The sequence below is a fragment of the Emcibacteraceae bacterium genome, assembly GCA_041396985.1.
GTDB lineage: Bacteria > Pseudomonadota > Alphaproteobacteria > Sphingomonadales > Emcibacteraceae > Pseudemcibacter.
This window is the reverse complement of sequence record JAWKXO010000002.1, coordinates 416,222-433,871: the sequence shown is the minus strand read 5'-3', so window position 1 is coordinate 433,871 and position 17,650 is coordinate 416,222. Positions and strand designations below refer to the sequence as shown.

Here is a 17,650-nt window from a genome sequence, read left to right as displayed (position 1 = left end):
AATTAAGTGAGGCTTTTTTTATATGTCCGATTTTTAAAAATATTCTTAGCTTTTTAAATTTTCTGCAAAGAATTTAAGGGTGCGATCCCATGAAAGATTTGCTGCTTTCTCATCATAACGGCCAGTGCTGTCATTGTGGAAGCCATGATTAACACCTTCATACACATATTTCTCGTATTTAACACCATTCGCCTTTAGCACTTCTTCATATGGTGCCCAGCTTGAGTTAACACGTTCGTCAAGCCCTGCCAGCTGCCCCATAAGCGGGCCCTTAACATTGCCGACAATATCATTGCGTGGCGGCGTACCGTAATATGGAACGGCGGCATCAACATCATTTGGCAGGCTTGCAGCAAGAAAATTACTGATATAACCACCAAAGCAGAACCCTACTACTCCCAGCTTCCCGCTTGAAAGGGCATGAGATTTCAGAAATCGAGCGGCGGCGATAAAGTCAGCCTCAATCTTTGAGCGGTCAAGACTGCTTTGCATAGCACGTCCTTCATCATCATTTCCCGGATATCCGCCAAGAGTATAAAGGGCATCAGGGGCAAAAGCCAGATAACCTGCCTTGGCAAGCCGTCGTGCAACATCCTTAACATAGGGATTAAGCCCTCTGTTTTCATGTACCACCAATACAGCCGGCGCTTTGTCCCCTTCTGCCAGGCTGCTTGGCTGTACCAGATAACCTCGCCCTTCCCCATATCCATCTGGTGAAGGGAAAGTCGCATAAGTTGCCTTGATCGCTTCATCATTAAATGAAACCTGCTCGGCCTGAGCATAGTCAGGCATTAATGCTCCTGTTAGCATCGCCATTGTAACGCCCCCAACCGCCAAAGTTGCCAGCCGATCCATAAATTCGCGGCGATCCATCATGCCATGGGCATAGGCATCATACCAGTCAAAGGCTTCTTCAGGAATTTTGAATTTTGAATTATTTTGCATGTCCGTCCTTTCATCCGATTACCATATCTCATAAAGTCTCGACCTTTATGATGATCATGAACCGCTCCCTATTGAATAACCTGATTTATCGGTTTCATGATCATTTGCTACCCCACCAAAAGGAAGAGTACCTGAAATCCAGAAAATTGCAATTCGAACATGACATAATCGGAGGTTTCAGATGATTTTATAAGTATTGCTAATATTGACGCTTTGATGACGACCTAACAAAAAATATAGTATAATAGTCGCCAAAATGGCAACCCGAACAAGTAATTGGCATAAGAATATATAGTTAATTTTTGAAATTTAAAAATTAATTCCTGACCCTTTAATTTGACTATATTAACTTGCTAAACCAGCCCTGAGAATATCAAGTTTTTTAGTTAATAAATGGCGCTTGATTTAAAAAATATCGGTGCTATTGTATCGCCGCCTGCACCAGCGATTCTCTCATCAGATACTTAATGGTACAAGTTAACCTATTGTTTTACATTTAAATTTCACAAAAATTCTTTGTCGCTTTTGGCTCTGCGTCAGTGAGCTGTGGAGTGCCATATTATAACGTTCGCCTAATTTGTGACTTAATGTCTCCTTAAATGCGACTTAATGTTTTTATACAAGTAAGCAATACAAAGAATATGGTTAATTTAATCAATGTTTACGGGAAGAAAAATACACGTGCTGAAAGAATTGCTAAAATTTCAAAATAACGAAATAGATAAATCTACGCGCCGGAATGCCGACCGTTTTTATCTCCCCTTATTATCTGCTCTGGCGATAATCACCATTGTTTTAATGTATCGGCAGATCACGGCCCCAATCGTTCCTTTTGACAATTCATTTTTCCAGCTATCGCTCTGGTATGATATTTTTGGAATAATGCTTTTTGCATTTGGTATGTTATTGCTTATATGGCAGGTCAGCTTCGCCCTAAGATATAAGGCATTTGCCCTCCTGCCTTCAGAAAAATTGCCCACACTTACAGTTGTCATTCCCGCCTATAATGAAGGATCCCAGGTCCTTGACACTGTCAGAAGCATAATGGCCAGCAATTACCCAAAAGACCTTCTGCAAGTCATCTGCGTTGATGACGGGTCCAAAGATGACACGTGGCTATGGATTAATGCCGCCTATAATGAATTTGAAGGTGGTATCACCATTATAAAACAACCTTATAACCAAGGTAAACGGGCCGCCCTGATGGCAGGGTTTGATAAAGCAACTGGTGACGTTATCATTACGATAGATTCAGATTCAGAAGTACTGCCTGACACTCTGGCAAATATGGCCAGCCCGTTTGTGGCGGACCAACGCGTGGGGTCTGTTGCCGGCCATGTTCGTGTCCTTAATCTTAAATCCGGGATAATTCCAAAAATTCTTGAGGTATCCTTCACCTGTGCATTTGATTTTATACGCGCCGGCCAAAGTGTGTATGGCGGTGTCTTCTGTACTCCAGGGGCACTTTCCGCTTACCGGACATCGGTTTTGATGCCGTTGCTTGATGAATGGTCAAAACAGACCTTTATGGGCAAACCTGCCACGATCGGTGAAGACCGTGCGCTGACAAATCTTGTCCTGGCAAATGGTCACAGGGTTGTTTATCAGCGGGACGCGGTTGTGCTTACCAAAGCACCAACCAATTTCGGGTCATTAAGACGTATGCTGACCCGCTGGGCCAGAAGCAACGTCCGTGAAAGCCTGGTCATGTTTAATTATGTCTTTAAGGATTTCAGAAAACGGGGCGAAGGTGCCAACTGGATCCGTCTGTTCACAGTAACACAAATGATCCGTATGACGGTGTTTGAAGCCCTGAAAATAGCGTTACTGACAGCACTGGTCATGTATAGCATTAATACATTCTTTGCGATTATATTGGCCTGCGTCTTTGCGTCCATCATGCCAAGCATTGTTTATTACCTCCGTCATCGCACGACATTTGGTTTCCGCTGGGCTCTGCCTTATACTTTATACTGGATGTTCTGCCTTTCATGGATACCGCTTTGGGGTATGCTGACCGCCAGCAACTCAAACTGGCTGACACGCACCATGCCCAATGACAAAACACCAAGGACACCGTTCTTTCCGAATTTACCGACCGCATTCTCGAAAGGGTAAAAGTTATATGATTGGGTCAGTAAAGAAGTTAATCTTTGAACTGGCCCAATTAAAACTTTAATGCCCAATTAAACCTTTAATGTAAGGCGAATTCTCCATTGGTATAATATCTCTAAGATACTCAATATGCCCTGTTATGGGCGTTGAGCGGACAAATCTACAAATTAATTATGACCTTTTTAATATTGGTTATTATAAAATTTGGAAACGTGTTTCTGTCCCTTATATATCCAGATAGACTTGACAGTCTGCAGATTAGAAGAACATTTTATTTGGAGTTATTGAGTATATTTTTATTTCCCTCTAAGATATGTAAATTATATAAACCCACAATATTTTGTAAAAAGCGCGCAAGCCCCCCGGAGATTTCCATTGGAAAACGAAACAATAAATAATGCTGTCGAAGAAGCAGTTTATCAGGCTATGAACCAACCGCTTTTTATTCAAGGGAGTATAACAACCGTAATATTAATCATTTCGCTTTTGATTTTAAGATTTGCGCTTGTTCATTTCATCAGAAAGAAAGCCAAAATATTAAACAAAGACCAGCGCCAATGGATCAATCGGATTAACAATGGGATCAGTATCAGTATCATAGTGGCACTAATCTTAATTTGGGCCCCTCAGCTTCATACTTTTGCTTTGTCTTTAACGGCCGTTGCTGTTGCTGTCGTTTTGATAACCAAAGAACTACTAATGTGTTTAACCGGAGGTTTTTTAAGGGCCTCTTCGCATCCTTTTGGTATAGGGGATTGGATCACCGTGGATGGGGTGACGGGAGAAGTAATGAAGATAACAACGATGACGACTTTAATTGAACAAATTGATGCTAAAGGTCAGAGCTATCAGTTCACAGGCAAAACAATGCAAATTCCAAACAGCCGCTTTTTAACGGTGAATGTAGAAAATGCTAATTTCAATAAACGTTATGTCTATCATGATGTGCCAATTATGGTGCAGTTTATGGATGTTGACCCATCTGTTTTAATGAAACAATTAAAAATTATTACGGATAAATATTATGCTCCCTATTCTGTTGAAGCAGCCAAGTTTAAAGACCGCATTGAAATAAAAGCCGGCGTTGAATTTGCTGATATTGAGCCCCAATTTTTTCTTAAAACAACGGATGTTGGCCATAATTTATTTACGGTTAGAATTTTTGTTCCAACTCTTGAGGCTCTTAAAACTGGGACATTGATAACACAGGATTTTCTCACTTTTGTCCATCAACAAAGAGTTAAAGCATCAAAATTAAATACACAAAAACAAGGGAAGTAAATCATCCTTCAAATTAATAAATACCTTCAACATTTTTGTATTAATTATTTGATTGAAGGTCCTTAAAATAACATATTGGAGATAATCTAAATGAAAAGACGTGATTTTATATTCGGGGCGGCCGCTCTGCCTGTAATGGCAACTGTGCCGACTTTCGCACAGACCATCCTGACAAATGACGGTCGAAGTGCGCTGGTCGGTAAACCGTGGGACCCAAAAAGAAATGCGCTAATGTTTGATGCGATGGGGGAAATACGCGATACTTTTACAGATGAACTTATTGAAGAAATTATCGCCTCTGGTCTTCGGGCTATTTCAGTAACATGCGGTAATCCGCGTCAACAAAACCAGTCAGTTGAACAAAATTTCCAATCTGCCCTGGAAGAAATGTTATGGTTCGATAACTATATCAAGGAAAAATCACAATATTACCTTAAAGCGACTTCATCGGCCGATATTGACCGCGCCCGTGCCGAAGGAAAATTGGCAATTTTTTATCTGACGCAAAATTCAGAACATTTTATGCATGATCTTGATAATGTGAATGTCTTTTACGGGATCGGGCAACGTACCTGCCAGCTTACCTATAATTATCAGAATATGGTCGGTTCCGGTTGCATGGAAAAACATGGTTCCGGAATTACTGATTTTGGCGGATTATTAATTGAGAAACTGAATGATATCGGCATGATGATTGATCTTTCCCATTCAAATGTTCAAACGGCGCTTGATGCTATTGAAATTTCTGAAAAGCCGATCCAGATTTCCCATACCACCTGTGATTCACTTTATTCAAACCCACGGGCGATGCCGGATGTGGTTTTTAAAAATCTCGCCGATAAGGGAGGTGTTGCAGGGATAACGCAAATGCGCACTTTTATGACTTTGGAACGTTATGGCATGGTTGAGCTGTATTTCGATCATATCATGCATGCGATTAATGTGGCGGGTATTGATCATGTGGGTATCGGGTCAGACCGTGATCATCGCCGCCTTGTTGTTACAGACGACTATCTTGCCGAAATGCAGCGCGAACAGGGCGAACGGTTTGATATTCGCCGCGTCCCTCTTTATTTTGAAGAGCTTAATTCACCGCGCCGAATGGAAGTGGTTTGGGATAAACTTCTTGAGCGCGGCTTATCAGAAGATGATGCGGAGAAAGTGACCGGGCTTAATTTTTAGAATCATTATAAGAATTTAATAGGATGATTCAGAATTTTGAACAATTGAGATCTTAAAACGCTCACTTTTCGCAATTGTTTCAAGGCAACAGAAACCATCATTAGAGCCTTTGTTGGGTGCTGTTCCGGGTCCGAGAACAGTATCCCTTCTCTATGGGCTTATCCCGCTTTTTGGTAATTATGTTTGGCAAACAGGTCATAAATATTTATTTATATTTATCAGCAATCAAACATTTAAGGAAAAAATTATTATATGACCCTCTTAATTACATATTTATTGCTGGCTTTGGTTGTTTCTAGCTTTTGTTCGATATCTGAAGCAGTTTTGTTGTCTGTCCGCCCGTCTTATGTTGCGGCATTGAACAATGAGGGTAGAAAGTCTGCTCAAATATTGCAAAAATTGACCAATAATCTGGACCGCCCTTTGGCTGCGATATTAACCGCAAATACCATTGCACATACAGTTGGCGCAGCTGGCGTTGGCGCACAAGCATCCTTGCTTTTTGGCAATAAATATTTAGGTCTCACCTCTGCAATTCTGACCCTACTAATTCTTGTATTATCAGAAATTATACCAAAGACAGTAGGGGCGAATTATTGGAAGCAGCTCGCACCCGTTTTTGCAATATTAATTGAGTTTCTAACTAAGCTTTTATTTCCCTTTGTGTGGATGTCTGCAAAGTTGACCAGGCTGATTTCCAGCTCAAATGGTAATGGCGCTACCTTCAGTCGTGCTGAGATAAAGGCTATGGCAGAAATAGGGGCCCAGGAAGGATTGCTACAGCCCAAGGAGTTGAAAATCGTTATCAACTTGTTGCGCCTTAGAAAACTATCGGTACGGATGATTATGACACCTCGCCCCGTGATTTTTGCAATGCCTTCCACAATGACGGTAAGAGAATTTTTCTCAATGCATGATGATAAACCATTTTCGCGGATACCGCTTTATGATGATTCCCGTGATAATATAAAAGGCTATGTATTAAAAACAGATCTGCTTATCGCTCAAGCCAAGGATCAGTTTGATAAACCCCTGTCAGAATTTCGACGTGAACTTTTGCTGATTTTAGATAGCCGCAATACATCCGATGTTTTCGATTTGTTGATGCATGAAAAAAGTCACCTGGCCCTGGTGATTGATGAATTTGGGACAGTTCAGGGTCTGATCACTCAGGAAGATATTGTAGAGGCATTAATCGGTCTGGAGATCACTGATGAAACGGATAGAGTTGAAGATATGCAAGCTCTTGCACATGAACAATGGCGGAACCGAATGACATTAATGGGGTTAGACCCCGACATTCTTGATACAGAAAATAAATGATTGTACGCTTTGGCAAAGCGGACTTTTAATTGGTATATATTTGCACAGATCAGTCGGCAGGAACATCAAATCTTACGACCCGTTGATCAATTCGGCCGAAAATTGAATTGCCATCCTTATCAAACATATCAATTTCAACCCGATCGCCAAAACGCATGAAGGAGGTCACGGGTTTGCCGTCAGCAATAGTTTCAAGGCACCGGACTTCTGCAAGGCAGCAGGAGCCATCATTTGATCCCTTATTGGAAACGGTGCCAGAGCCGACAACAGTACCGGCCATCAATGCGCGTGTTTTGGCAGCATGGGCAATAAGATCGCAAAAGTCAAAAGTCATATCAATCCCTGCATTGGGGGAGCCGACCTTCTGACCATTTAAGATTGCATGAAGCGGAAGATGAAGTTTGCAACCATCCCACGCATCGCCCAGTTCATCAGGGGTCACAAATACGGGGGCAAAAGCCGTCTGCGGTTTTGACTGATAAAAGCCGAACTGCTTGGCAAGCTCAGCCGGAATAAGGTTTCGAAGTGAAACATCATTCAGAATGCTGAGCAGTTTGATATGTTTTTTCGCGCCCTTTTTACTGACTCCTGCCGGAACGTCATCGGTGATTACGGCAACTTCAGCCTCAAAATCAATACCCCAGTCTTCGGAGCCAGCAAGCACATCATCTCGCGGGCCAATGAACGCATCGGACGCCCCCATATAAACCAGCGGATCGGTCCAGAAACTTGGTGGCAAGTCGGCACCACGGGCTTTTCGGACCAGTTCAACATGGGTGACATAAGCGCTACCGTCCACCCAGTGGTATGACCGCGGCAGCGGCGCATCACATAAAGCAGGGTCAAACCCTTCCCCGGAGAGCTCACCAGACTGAAGGGCATCATAAAGCGCTTTAAGATCCGCTTCCACATCTGCCCAGTTATCCAATGCCGCCTGCATCGTTGGCGCAATATGTTCTGCGCTTACATATTTTGAAAGATCTTTTGAAACGACGACCAGCTTGCCGTCTCTTCCGTGTTTGAGTGATGCCAGTTTCATTAGGTTGCTCTTTCCTTGGCTTTATGGTCTATTGACGAATGATTTTCATAAATCTATAATAGTTTCATATGTAACTAATTGCAAGATAAAACAGGAAATAATTTATATGTCCAAATCCGATCTGCTGCTTGAGGCGTTTTTACCATATCAGCTTTCCTATCTTACCAATATGATCAGCCAGGACCTTGCCCTGCTTTATACCGAGAAATTTGGCATTGCGCATACAGAATGGCGGGTAATGGCTGTGCTTGGGATTTCACCCGGCATATCGGCCGGACAGGTCGCCCAAAAAACCGCGATGGACAAAGTTGCGGTCAGCCGGGCCATAAATAATATGATAAAAATCGGACTTATAAAGCGGGACTTTTCAGACGAGGATAAAAGGCGGTCAGAACTTAAATTATCTAAAAAGGGCCGAAAAATGTATGAGAAAATTGTACCGCTGGTTCAGAATTATGAGCAAAAATTACTGGAAACACTCAATCAGGATGAGCAGGCCGCCCTTGACCTGATCTTAAATAAACTGACACGTTATGTCAGTGAATGAAACGCCTTATCCTTCACTTTCATGAATGCAGCGGTCAATAATATCCGAAGACTGGTCAAAATACTGATCAAAGACCGTTGCTATCGCCCTTAAATATAATTTTCCCTGATCTTTTATACGATAGAGGGTCTGTTTTTTCTCCATATATCCTATGGCGACAAGCTTATTAAGCATTTCCAGTTCTTTAGCAAAATCATAATTAATTTTGTGTGTGGTCGCGATTTTAAAAGGGTCAACTTCAAAATAGCACATCAATGTGGAAATCACATTGCGGAACATTTTATCCTCTTTACTGACCAAAAGTCCGCGAACGACCGGCGATTGACCTGCGGATATTTTTTCCATATAGGTTTTGATCACTGGAATATTTTGTGCGTATCCATCAGGCATACTGCTAATGGCGGATGGTCCAAAACCGATCAGTGTGTCAGCTTTATCTTCCGTATAGCCCTGAAAATTGCGTTTTAACAAACGCTGGTCATAACTGACAAACAGATGATCATCGGGCCGAGCAAAATGATCAAGACCAATAGATTTATAGCCGTTTGCAACAAGTAATTTACTGGCCAGATCAAACTGTTCCTGACGCTCTTTCTGGGTGGGAAGCAAATGATCCCCCACCAGTTTCTGATGTTTCTTCATGTGGGGGACATGGGCATAACCAAACAAAGCAATTCGGCTTGGGGCAAACTTCATAGTCTGCTCAATCGTGGACTTTATTGTTTCAAGAGTTTGATAGGGAAGTCCGTATATCAGATCAAAATTTATGCGGGTGATACCCGCATCTTTGAAATGCTGCATGGTTTTCGCGATCAGCTCGACCGGTTGAATACGGTTGACCGCCTGCTGTGTTTTTAGATTAAAATCCTGAATACCAAGACTGACCCGGTTTACCCCTGCCCGCGCATAGGCAAATATTTTCTCCCGGTCCACTGTCCTTGGATCAATTTCGATGGCAAATTCATCGACTTCATCAATATTGAAATGCTCACGTAACGTTTCAATAAGGCTTTCAAAGTCCGCCGCTTCAAGAATGGAAGGAGAACCACCACCAAAATGAATATGGCTTACTTTTAACGGCCCCGTTTTTTGGGCGGTTCTGATAATTTCCTGCTTTAAAACATCTACAAAATTTCTAACGGGTTCATATTTGTTGCTGATGGTGGTGAAGCAACCACAAAACCAGCAAAGCTTTTCACAATAAGGAATATGGAAATAAAGGCTGACTGGCTTGCATAAAGGAAGACTTTTCAGCCACTTGTCATAAATCTGGCCGTCCAATGCACCAAATTCAAGTGCCGTTGGATAGCTCGTATATCTTGGCAGGCGCTTTGGCCGCGCCAGTTCCGTATGTCTTGAAGCTATATTCTGTTGTTTCATAACCGAAGTTATAGAAAAAATAATATCCTGAAAAATTGATCCAGATCAGAAAAATGAAAATTATTTAAAGGCTTTAAAGGTCATTATGGTGAAGGTATCTTTTATCCCCGGAATGGTTTGAACCTTCTCATTGACAAAACGGCCAATATCCACCTCTTCATCCAGATGAAATTTGACCATAAGATCAAAGGCACCGGAAATTGAATATACATCCTCCGCTTCTTCGATATTATCAACAAGGGCTTCTGCAACGTCATATACTTTGCCCAACTCACATTTAACCTGTACGAATATATTCTGCATGGTGATTTGCCCGTATTGTTTTACATTTCAGGGCATCATAAAAAACTCTTCCGCTTTATTCAATCATTGTTTCAATCAGTCTGATTAAAACCGGACGGAGTTTATTGGCTTTTTCTTCATTAAATCGGGCAAAGGGTTCTTCATCCATATAGGCGACTTGCGAAATTTCAAGCTGTACGGCATGGATATTCTTTTTAGGGTCACCATAATGTCTCGTAATATACCCCCCCTTAAAGCGGCCGTTCAGGGCAGAGCTATAGGGAGACTGGCTTATGATCCTATCCAACTTTTCAACAAGAAGATGATCGGCGGAAATGCCGTTTCCTGTCCCAAGATTCAGGTCCGGCAGGCGCCCGTCAAAAAGCATGGGAACGCGGCTTTTGATTGAATGAGCATCCCAAAGCATGGCCCGCCCGTGCTTTTCCTTAATTCTGCCTAGCTCATTACGGATTTTATCATGATAAGGCTGCCAGTAGCTTTCAACCCTCTGATTTTTATCAGGCGATTTGCCCTTTTTATAAAGCGGTTTTTCATCAAATGTTTCCAGCGGGCAAAGGCCGGTAACTTTTTGCCCGGGATAAAGACTTTTGCCATCAGTGCTGCGATTAAGATCAACAACATAACGGCTGTATTTTGCGGCAATTACAGACACATCCATTTCGGCTAAAAAATTATAAAGTCTGTCGATATGCCAGTCCGTATCGACAAGAGATAATGCATCTTCTGTCATATCCTTTTTAAGTTTATCCGGAATTTCAAGACCGACATGGGGCATGCTGACCAGAAGCGGGCCACTTCCCTGATGAAAATGAAATTTGCTCATCAGATGCTCCCGCTTGGCAAAATTTTCATCACATGGTCAGAAAAATCACCCGCCAGAACCATGCCCGTTGCCCGTTCAATATCCGGCGCAAAATAACGGTCCACTGTATAATGCGGAATATAGTCCCTGATATGCTTTTGATAATTTGAAAGTGGTACTGAAGTTTTATAGGGAGCGCGAAAATCAATACCCTGCGTCGCTGCAAGCAGTTCAATTGCGATAACTGTTGCGCTGTTAAAGGCCATATCATCAAGTCTGCGCGCCCCATACGTTGCCATACTGACGTGGTCCTCCTGATTGGCAGAGGTCGGAATGCTGTCAATGCTCGAAGGATGGGCTTTGGTTTTATTTTCAGATACCAGTGCTGCGGCCGAGACCTGTGCAATCATAAATCCGGAATTAACTCCGCTGTTTTCCACCAGAAACGGGGGAAGATCGCTCATTTTCGGATCGACCATAATTGAAATTCGCCGTTCTGAAATTGATGCAATCTCACAAAGAGCCATGGCCAGCATATCCGCTGCAAAGGCCACGGGTTCCGCATGGAAATTGCCGCCGGAAATCACATCACCATTATCAGTAAATATCAGCGGATTATCTGTGACGGCATTGGCTTCAATAAGAATGGTATTGGCGGCATTATTGATAAGATCAAGTACGGCCCCCATGACCTGCGGTTGGCATCTTAATGAATATGGATCCTGTACTTTTTTACAGTCATGATGGGCAAAATTAATTTCACTGCCCTTCATCAGGTCAAGATAAATGGGCGCCACAGTGATCTGCCCGGGCTGCCCGCGGGCTTTATGAATGCGGGCATCAAATGGTGCAACACTGCCCATCAGGGCATCAATGCTCATTGAACCTGCCACAATGGCAGAAGCAAAAATATCCTCTGTTTTAAAAAGTCCTTTTAAAGCTAGGGCAGTGGAAACCTGAGTTCCATTTAAGAAGGCAAGCCCCTCTTTTGATTCTAGGCTTACCGGCTTAAGATTTGCTTTCTTAAGAGCTTCACTTGCTTTCATCCTTTCCCCGTTCAAACGCGCAAATCCTTCCCCCATCATTGCCGACGTCATATGGGCGAGCGGCGCAAGATCGCCTGACGCGCCAACCGATCCTTTTTCAGGAATTTCAGCGATAATGCCTGAATTGATAAAATCTATAATAGCTTCCATTGTGGAAACACGAATACCGGAATGCCCCTGTGCCAGACTTGAAACTTTCAGGACATATATTAACCGAACCACATCATCATCAAGAGGCCTACCCACCCCTGTGCTATGGGAAAGAACCAAATTGGATTGCAATAAAGTTAGCTGATCAGCCGGTATTGATGTCTGTGCCAACAGACCAAAGCCGGTATTGATACCATAAACCGTTTTTCCACGGGCTATAATATCATCAACAACGTCTCTTGAAGCGCTGATATCTGTCCAGGCATAATCCGCCAGTGTGATTTTAATATCATGTCTATAAACATCCCGAAGGTCTGCCAGGGTCATTTGACCGGGATTTATTTTGAGTAACATTTTAATCCTCCAACATTGGCAAATTAAGGCCCTGATCGCGAGCACATTTCCTAGCGATGTCATAACCGGCGTCTGCATGGCGCATGACACCAGTTGCCGGATCGTTCCAGAGAACACGGCCGATACGCGCCGCCGCTTCATCGGTGCCATCACAGAGAATGACAACGCCGCTGTGCTGAGAAAAGCCCATGCCTACGCCACCACCATGATGAAGCGACACCCATGTTGCCCCGCTTGCCGTATTAAGAAGAGCATTAAGCAGTGGCCAGTCGGATACGGCGTCCGAACCGTCCAGCATGCTTTCTGTTTCACGGTTGGGACTTGCCACCGAGCCTGAATCCAGATGATCGCGACCAATAACGACCGGTGCTTTAAGTTCACCGTTTTTCACCATTTCATTGAAGGCAAGACCAAGACGGTGGCGATCACCCAATCCAACCCAACAGATACGGGCCGGGAGTCCCTGAAACTTTATACGTTCACGGGCCATGTCCAGCCAGTTATGAAGATGCGGGTTATCCGGAACCAGTTCTTTAACCTTCTGATCGGTTTTATAAATATCCTCAGAATCCCCACTTAACGCTGCCCAGCGAAATGGCCCGATACCGCGGCAAAATAATGGCCGCACATAGGCCGGCACAAATCCCGGAAAATCGAAGGCATTTTTAACCCCGTCATCAAAGGCCACCTGGCGGATGTTGTTGCCGTAATCAAATGTCGGAATGCCCATTTTCTGATAGTCCAGCATGGCTTTCACATGGACGGACATTGATTTAATCGCCGCTGCCTCCACCTCTTTCGGGGCAGTTTCAATTTTTTCTTCCCATTCGTCAACCGTCCAGCCGATCGGTAAATAGCCATTGACCGGGTCATGGGCCGATGTCTGATCGGTTACCGCATCAGGGCGTATACCACGGCTGATCATTTCCGGGATTATTTCCGCCGCATTGCCAAGCAGGCCAACGGAAACGGCTTTCCCTGAAGCTGTTGCCTCATTGATTATAGTCATTGCCTGATCAAGGGTTTCAGCACGCCGATCCAGATAACCTGTTCGAATACGAAAATCGATCCGGTCACTGCGGCATTCAATAGCGAGCATAGATGCCCCAGCCATGGTGGCAGCAAGCGGCTGAGCACCGCCCATGCCGCCAAGACCACCAGTTAAAATCCATTTTCCCTTAAGGTTTCCGCCATAATGCTGACGGCCCATTTCAACAAAAGTCTCGTAGGTACCCTGAACAATGCCCTGACTGCCGATATAGATCCAGCTTCCGGCTGTCATCTGCCCGTACATCATCAGACCTTTTTTATCGAGCTCATTAAAATGGTCCCAAGTCGCCCAATGAGGCACCAGATTTGAGTTGGCGATCAGTACCCTCGGCGCATTTTCATGGGTTCTGAAAATACCAACCGGCTTTCCGGATTGTACCAACAGGGTTTCATCATTTTCTAATCTTCTAAGGCTTTCAACAATTTTATCAAAACATTGCCAGTTTCTGGCGGCGCGGCCAATGCCGCCATAAACCACGAGTTCCTCAGGCTTTTCTGCCACCTCAGGGTCAAGGTTATTCATCAACATCCTTAGCGGTGCTTCCGTTGCCCAGCATTTTGTATTCAGCTCTGGTCCCGTCGGGGCCTTGATTATTCTGTTATTGCTATTAAGTTTTTGCATTTTTCTATCCTGTATATACAAGTAAAAATTTTAAACTTCTCCCTATATATGAAGGAGAAAAAAATTAATTTATTCCGGTTTAAATAAGCCCGACAGTTCGTATCTTGAACCCGGGTGATATAATTTAGCGGTGGAGGCAACGCGGCCTTTGGTCCATGTTCGCCGTTCAATCAGCAAGCAGGCTTCCTCGTCCGACATATCAAGTAGTGATTTAATTGACGGCGTGGCAATGATTGCTTTTACAACATGCTCAACCTTTTGCAGTGGCGCCATTTTAATCAGATATTCATATGGTGTATTTTCGCTGAAATCCTGCTGGCCATACCCTGGCACAATGTCTTCATTGACCAGCCGATCTTCCAGCTGGATTGGGATACCCTGTTCCTTATGTACAATCATCGAATGGGTAAGCGTTTGACCAACCTCTACATTCATGAAAGAGGCTATTTTTTCATTTGCCTTTACGGGTTCCAGTGCGAGAACCTCAGCACTGTATTTATGATGACGGGCACGTATTTCATCAGCAATATTATGGATTTCCAGTGGATTGCTTTTTGCCCTAAGCTCGGCAACAAACGTACCAACACCAGCGATGCGGATCAGGTATCCTTCGTCGGTCAGTTCCCTAAGCGCACGGTTGGTTGTCATTCTGGATACTGAAAATTCCTTAACCAGTTCATTTTCCGAAGGCACACGCATGGATGCGACCCATTCACCGCTATCAATGCGATCGAGAATATGTTTTTTAATTTTCCGGTATAAGGGTTCCGATTGCAAATCCACAGTCATTGTCAGTTCCTTCAAATATTAAACGCTTTATTATTTACTTGTATATACAAGCTAGTCAAGTATTTTCTTCAACCTGCCCATAGTGGCAGCAAATTCATGGAAAATTTCATCTTCCCGAGCATGCTTATAATCCCTGACCACCCATTTTCCGGCCACCATGACGTGCCTTACCGGGTTTTGATTACCATTAAATATAAAGCGGTCAATAATTGCTTTGTCGGGTGATCCAATAAGTATGGGAGAGTATTCATCAAGGACAATCAGGTCAGCCCGGTTACCAACAGCGATGATCCCATTATCAAACCCGCTGGCCACAGCTCCGCCCGCCAGACATTTTTGATAAAGGTTTGAGCCTGTATGGCTTTCTTCTTCATCCGCAGCGATATTACGCCTGTTATGTTGAAGCCTTTGACCATATTCTAGCCAGCGCAGCTCTTCGCTGATACTGACAGATATATGACTGTCCGAGCCAATAGCGATCCGGCCATTTTGATCAAGATATTTTTTTAAAGGGAATAATCCGTCACCCAGATTTGCTTCTGTCGCCGGGCATAGTCCGGCAACGGCCCCTGACCTTGCGATCATGGTAATTTCATTATCGTTCAAATGTGTCGCATGGACCAGACACCAGTTTTCATTAACTTCCACATGATCATAAAGCCATTCAATCGGCCGTTGACCTGACCAGGAAAGACAGTCGTTAACTTCCCTCATTTGTTCAGCAATATGAATATGGATTGGACCTGAGACTGTTAATTTTAACAAACATTCTTTTAAGGCTTCTTCAGGGACCGCTCTAAGTGAATGAAATGCCATACCAAGTTTTTGGTCAGGTTCATTTTCCAAAAGTTTTTGAAGTGTGGACATCAAATCCAGATAACTTTCCACGTCATGTCCAAATCTTAATTGGCTTTCCGTCAATGGTTTTCCACCAAAGCCGGAAGTCATATATAAAACAGGCAAATGCGTAAGGGCAATTCCTGCATTCTTAGCTGCTTTCAATATAGCATTGGACATAGCAAGGTTACCCTCCCCACTATGATGCAGATAATGAAATTCACAAACACTGACATATCCCGCTTTCAACATTTCCAGATAAAGCTGAGAGGCAATAACCTCAAGATCTGCCGGTGAAATCTGCGCGGCAAAACGGTACATAATATCGCGCCAGGTCCAGAAGCTGTCACTTGTTGAAGACGTATATTCGGCAAGACCCGCCATTGCCCGCTGAAAAGCATGACTATGAATATTATTCTGGCCCGGCATAGCATAACCAGCATAGCACTCTCCTTCCCCGCTGTAGCCGGAGATAATGTTTGAAATCATTCCCCTTTCATCAATGTCCAGAGCTACATTTCGGACCCATCCGGAGGGTAATAATGCCTTATTGAATATAATTCTTTTCATTTTAAAATTTTCTGGATATAGTTGTCTATACAACTTAATTTATTCGAATTATGAAAATTGTCAAATTTAATCGAAAAGACTATCATATGAGCCATACAATCTGGACCGATGTAAATCTGCTGACTATGAGCGAAACGGGAATGTCTTATGGTTTAATTACTGATGCTGCTTTGGTTGAAAAGGACGGGATTATAAACTGGGTTGGCAATAAAGTTGATATGCCGGCACATTACGATGGTGAAATAATAGAATGCTCAGGCGCTTATATGACACCCGGCTTAATTGATTGCCATACCCATCTTATCTATGGCGGCAACCGGATAGATGAATTTGAAAAGCGGTTAAATGGTGCTACTTATGAAGAAATAGCAAAAGCCGGTGGTGGCATTCTATCGACGGTCATGGCAACACGTGCAGCAACAGAGGATGAGTTGGTATCAAATGCATTAAAACGTCTGCGGCATCTTGAAAAGGATGGTGTCACAACAATTGAAGTCAAATCAGGATACGGACTGGATGTTGAAAATGAACTTAAAATGCTCCGGGCAGCAAAAAAACTGGATGAAATTAGCCATGCTGATGTCGTTGCCACCTTTCTTGGCGCACATGCCATGCCGCCTGAATATAGTGATAACCGAGACGGTTATATTGATCTAATCATCAAAGACATGCTGCCAAAAGTGGCCGAAGAAAAGCTGGCAATTGCCGTTGACGGCTTTCTGGAAAATATCGGTTTTACATATTCTGAAATGGACCGGATATTTGGTGCTGCAAAAAAACATGGTTTTAATTTAAAACTTCATGCGGAGCAGCTATCAGACCTTTCCGGTGCCGGCCTGGCGGCTAGCTATAATGCCCTTTCCGCTGATCATCTTGAATATTTAAGTGAAAGCAGTATGGATTTGATGCAAAAATCCGGCACCGTTGCCGTGCTACTGCCCGGTGCATATTATACATTAAGGGATACAAAACTGCCGCCGGTAAATTCAATGCGCAAACGCAATATCCCTATGGCTGTTGCCACCGACAGCAACCCCGGTTCATCCCCTGTTCTTTCATTAAAACTCATGATCAATATGGCATCAACTATTTTTGGGCTTACCCCGGAAGAGGCCCTGGCCGGCGTGACAAGAAACGCGGCCAAAGCCTTGGGACTTTGTGATCGTGGTCAGCTAAAAGAAGGGCTTAAAGCTGATATGGTGCTCTGGGATATCAGTCAACCGGCCGAGCTCGCCTATCAGGTTGGTGGTTCTCCCGTTTTATCGGTCATAAAAAACGGCAATGTGGTTTATCACAATATTTGACAGAAATTTAA

15 protein-coding genes are annotated in these 17,650 nt (G+C 43.5%); 6 read left to right on the top strand and 9 right to left on the bottom strand.

Annotation, left to right across the window (positions count from 1 at the left end):
• Window positions 1–45 precede the first annotated feature (45 nt).
• Entirely contained in the window at window positions 46–945 is a 900-nt protein-coding gene (locus tag R3D86_06620; GenBank protein ID MEZ5757876.1) for a dienelactone hydrolase family protein, read from the bottom strand.
• A 681-nt stretch (window positions 946–1,626) separates the two neighbouring features.
• On the opposite strand from R3D86_06620, the gene R3D86_06615 reads away from it, so the two are divergent.
• The 4 genes from R3D86_06615 to R3D86_06600 all read left to right on the top strand — a co-directional run bounded on the left by R3D86_06615 (window position 1,627) and on the right by R3D86_06600 (window position 6,846).
• Window positions 1,627–3,063 carry a glycosyltransferase gene (locus tag R3D86_06615; GenBank protein MEZ5757875.1) on the top strand — a complete coding sequence of 479 codons (1,437 nt, stop codon included), beginning with the start codon at window positions 1,627–1,629 and terminating at the stop codon, window positions 3,061–3,063.
• Between the two features lie 372 nt (window positions 3,064–3,435).
• Window positions 3,436–4,341, top strand: a complete 906-nt coding sequence (locus R3D86_06610) for a mechanosensitive ion channel (GenBank protein MEZ5757874.1) — start codon at window positions 3,436–3,438, stop codon at window positions 4,339–4,341.
• Between the two features lie 90 nt (window positions 4,342–4,431).
• The gene (locus R3D86_06605; GenBank protein ID MEZ5757873.1) at window positions 4,432–5,523 is read left to right on the top strand and encodes a membrane dipeptidase; all 1,092 of its coding nucleotides are present in this window, start codon (window positions 4,432–4,434) and stop codon (window positions 5,521–5,523) included.
• A gap of 252 nt (window positions 5,524–5,775) precedes the next feature.
• Entirely contained in the window at window positions 5,776–6,846 is a 1,071-nt protein-coding gene (locus R3D86_06600) for a hemolysin family protein (GenBank protein MEZ5757872.1), read from the top strand.
• Between the two features lie 49 nt (window positions 6,847–6,895).
• On the opposite strand, the gene R3D86_06595 is transcribed toward R3D86_06600, so the two are convergent.
• Complete coding sequence (locus R3D86_06595; GenBank protein MEZ5757871.1) at window positions 6,896–7,885, bottom strand: fumarylacetoacetate hydrolase family protein; 990 nt, start codon at window positions 7,883–7,885, stop codon at window positions 6,896–6,898.
• A gap of 106 nt (window positions 7,886–7,991) precedes the next feature.
• Between R3D86_06595 and R3D86_06590 the strand changes: the two genes are divergently transcribed.
• A complete protein-coding gene (locus tag R3D86_06590) occupies window positions 7,992–8,432 on the top strand; it encodes a MarR family transcriptional regulator (GenBank protein MEZ5757870.1) in 441 nt (146 codons plus the stop codon).
• Between the two features lie 6 nt (window positions 8,433–8,438).
• Here R3D86_06590 and hemN read toward each other — a convergent pair whose 3' ends face one another.
• The 7 genes from hemN to R3D86_06555 all read right to left on the bottom strand — a co-directional run bounded on the left by hemN (window position 8,439) and on the right by R3D86_06555 (window position 16,335).
• Window positions 8,439–9,812 carry an oxygen-independent coproporphyrinogen III oxidase gene (hemN, locus tag R3D86_06585; GenBank protein MEZ5757869.1) on the bottom strand — a complete coding sequence of 458 codons (1,374 nt, stop codon included), beginning with the start codon at window positions 9,810–9,812 and terminating at the stop codon, window positions 8,439–8,441.
• 60 nt (window positions 9,813–9,872) lie between these two features.
• Window positions 9,873–10,115 carry an Lrp/AsnC ligand binding domain-containing protein gene (locus R3D86_06580; protein ID MEZ5757868.1) on the bottom strand — a complete coding sequence of 81 codons (243 nt, stop codon included), beginning with the start codon at window positions 10,113–10,115 and terminating at the stop codon, window positions 9,873–9,875.
• A 55-nt stretch (window positions 10,116–10,170) separates the two neighbouring features.
• On the bottom strand, window positions 10,171–10,938 hold the full coding sequence (gene hutG, locus R3D86_06575; GenBank protein ID MEZ5757867.1) for an N-formylglutamate deformylase: 768 nt from the start codon (window positions 10,936–10,938) through the stop codon (window positions 10,171–10,173).
• On the bottom strand, window positions 10,938–12,467 hold the full coding sequence (gene hutH, locus R3D86_06570) for a histidine ammonia-lyase (GenBank protein ID MEZ5757866.1): 1,530 nt from the start codon (window positions 12,465–12,467) through the stop codon (window positions 10,938–10,940). The genes hutG and hutH overlap by 1 nt, the downstream gene beginning before the upstream one ends.
• 1 nt (window position 12,468) lies before the next feature.
• Entirely contained in the window at window positions 12,469–14,139 is a 1,671-nt protein-coding gene (gene hutU, locus R3D86_06565; GenBank protein ID MEZ5757865.1) for a urocanate hydratase, read from the bottom strand.
• 69 nt (window positions 14,140–14,208) lie between these two features.
• Window positions 14,209–14,928, bottom strand: a complete 720-nt coding sequence (gene hutC, locus R3D86_06560; GenBank protein MEZ5757864.1) for a histidine utilization repressor — start codon at window positions 14,926–14,928, stop codon at window positions 14,209–14,211.
• Window positions 14,929–14,979: 51 nt separating this feature from the next.
• The gene (locus R3D86_06555; protein ID MEZ5757863.1) at window positions 14,980–16,335 is read right to left on the bottom strand and encodes a formimidoylglutamate deiminase; all 1,356 of its coding nucleotides are present in this window, start codon (window positions 16,333–16,335) and stop codon (window positions 14,980–14,982) included.
• Window positions 16,336–16,421: 86 nt separating this feature from the next.
• Here R3D86_06555 and hutI point away from each other — a divergent pair, with 86 nt between their 5' ends.
• Window positions 16,422–17,639 carry an imidazolonepropionase gene (hutI, locus tag R3D86_06550; protein ID MEZ5757862.1) on the top strand — a complete coding sequence of 406 codons (1,218 nt, stop codon included), beginning with the start codon at window positions 16,422–16,424 and terminating at the stop codon, window positions 17,637–17,639.
• Window positions 17,640–17,650: the final 11 nt, after the last annotated feature.

What these genes read in the sequence shown, in the direction of transcription:
- R3D86_06620 (MEZ5757876.1), bottom strand. Translation starts at nt 945, where the DNA reads ATGCAAAATAATTCAAAATTCAAAATTCCTGAAGAAGCCTTTGACTGG.
- R3D86_06605 (MEZ5757873.1), top strand. Translation starts at nt 4,432, where the DNA reads ATGAAAAGACGTGATTTTATATTCGGGGCGGCCGCTCTGCCTGTAATG.
- R3D86_06600 (MEZ5757872.1), top strand. Translation starts at nt 5,776, where the DNA reads ATGACCCTCTTAATTACATATTTATTGCTGGCTTTGGTTGTTTCTAGC.
- R3D86_06595 (MEZ5757871.1), bottom strand. Translation starts at nt 7,885, where the DNA reads ATGAAACTGGCATCACTCAAACACGGAAGAGACGGCAAGCTGGTCGTC.
- R3D86_06590 (MEZ5757870.1), top strand. Translation starts at nt 7,992, where the DNA reads ATGTCCAAATCCGATCTGCTGCTTGAGGCGTTTTTACCATATCAGCTT.
- hemN (MEZ5757869.1), bottom strand. Translation starts at nt 9,812, where the DNA reads ATGAAACAACAGAATATAGCTTCAAGACATACGGAACTGGCGCGGCCA.
- R3D86_06580 (MEZ5757868.1), bottom strand. Translation starts at nt 10,115, where the DNA reads ATGCAGAATATATTCGTACAGGTTAAATGTGAGTTGGGCAAAGTATAT.
- hutG (MEZ5757867.1), bottom strand. Translation starts at nt 10,938, where the DNA reads ATGAGCAAATTTCATTTTCATCAGGGAAGTGGCCCGCTTCTGGTCAGC.
- hutH (MEZ5757866.1), bottom strand. Translation starts at nt 12,467, where the DNA reads ATGTTACTCAAAATAAATCCCGGTCAAATGACCCTGGCAGACCTTCGG.
- hutU (MEZ5757865.1), bottom strand. Translation starts at nt 14,139, where the DNA reads ATGCAAAAACTTAATAGCAATAACAGAATAATCAAGGCCCCGACGGGA.
- hutC (MEZ5757864.1), bottom strand. Translation starts at nt 14,928, where the DNA reads ATGACTGTGGATTTGCAATCGGAACCCTTATACCGGAAAATTAAAAAA.
- R3D86_06555 (MEZ5757863.1), bottom strand. Translation starts at nt 16,335, where the DNA reads ATGAAAAGAATTATATTCAATAAGGCATTATTACCCTCCGGATGGGTC.
- hutI (MEZ5757862.1), top strand. Translation starts at nt 16,422, where the DNA reads ATGAGCCATACAATCTGGACCGATGTAAATCTGCTGACTATGAGCGAA.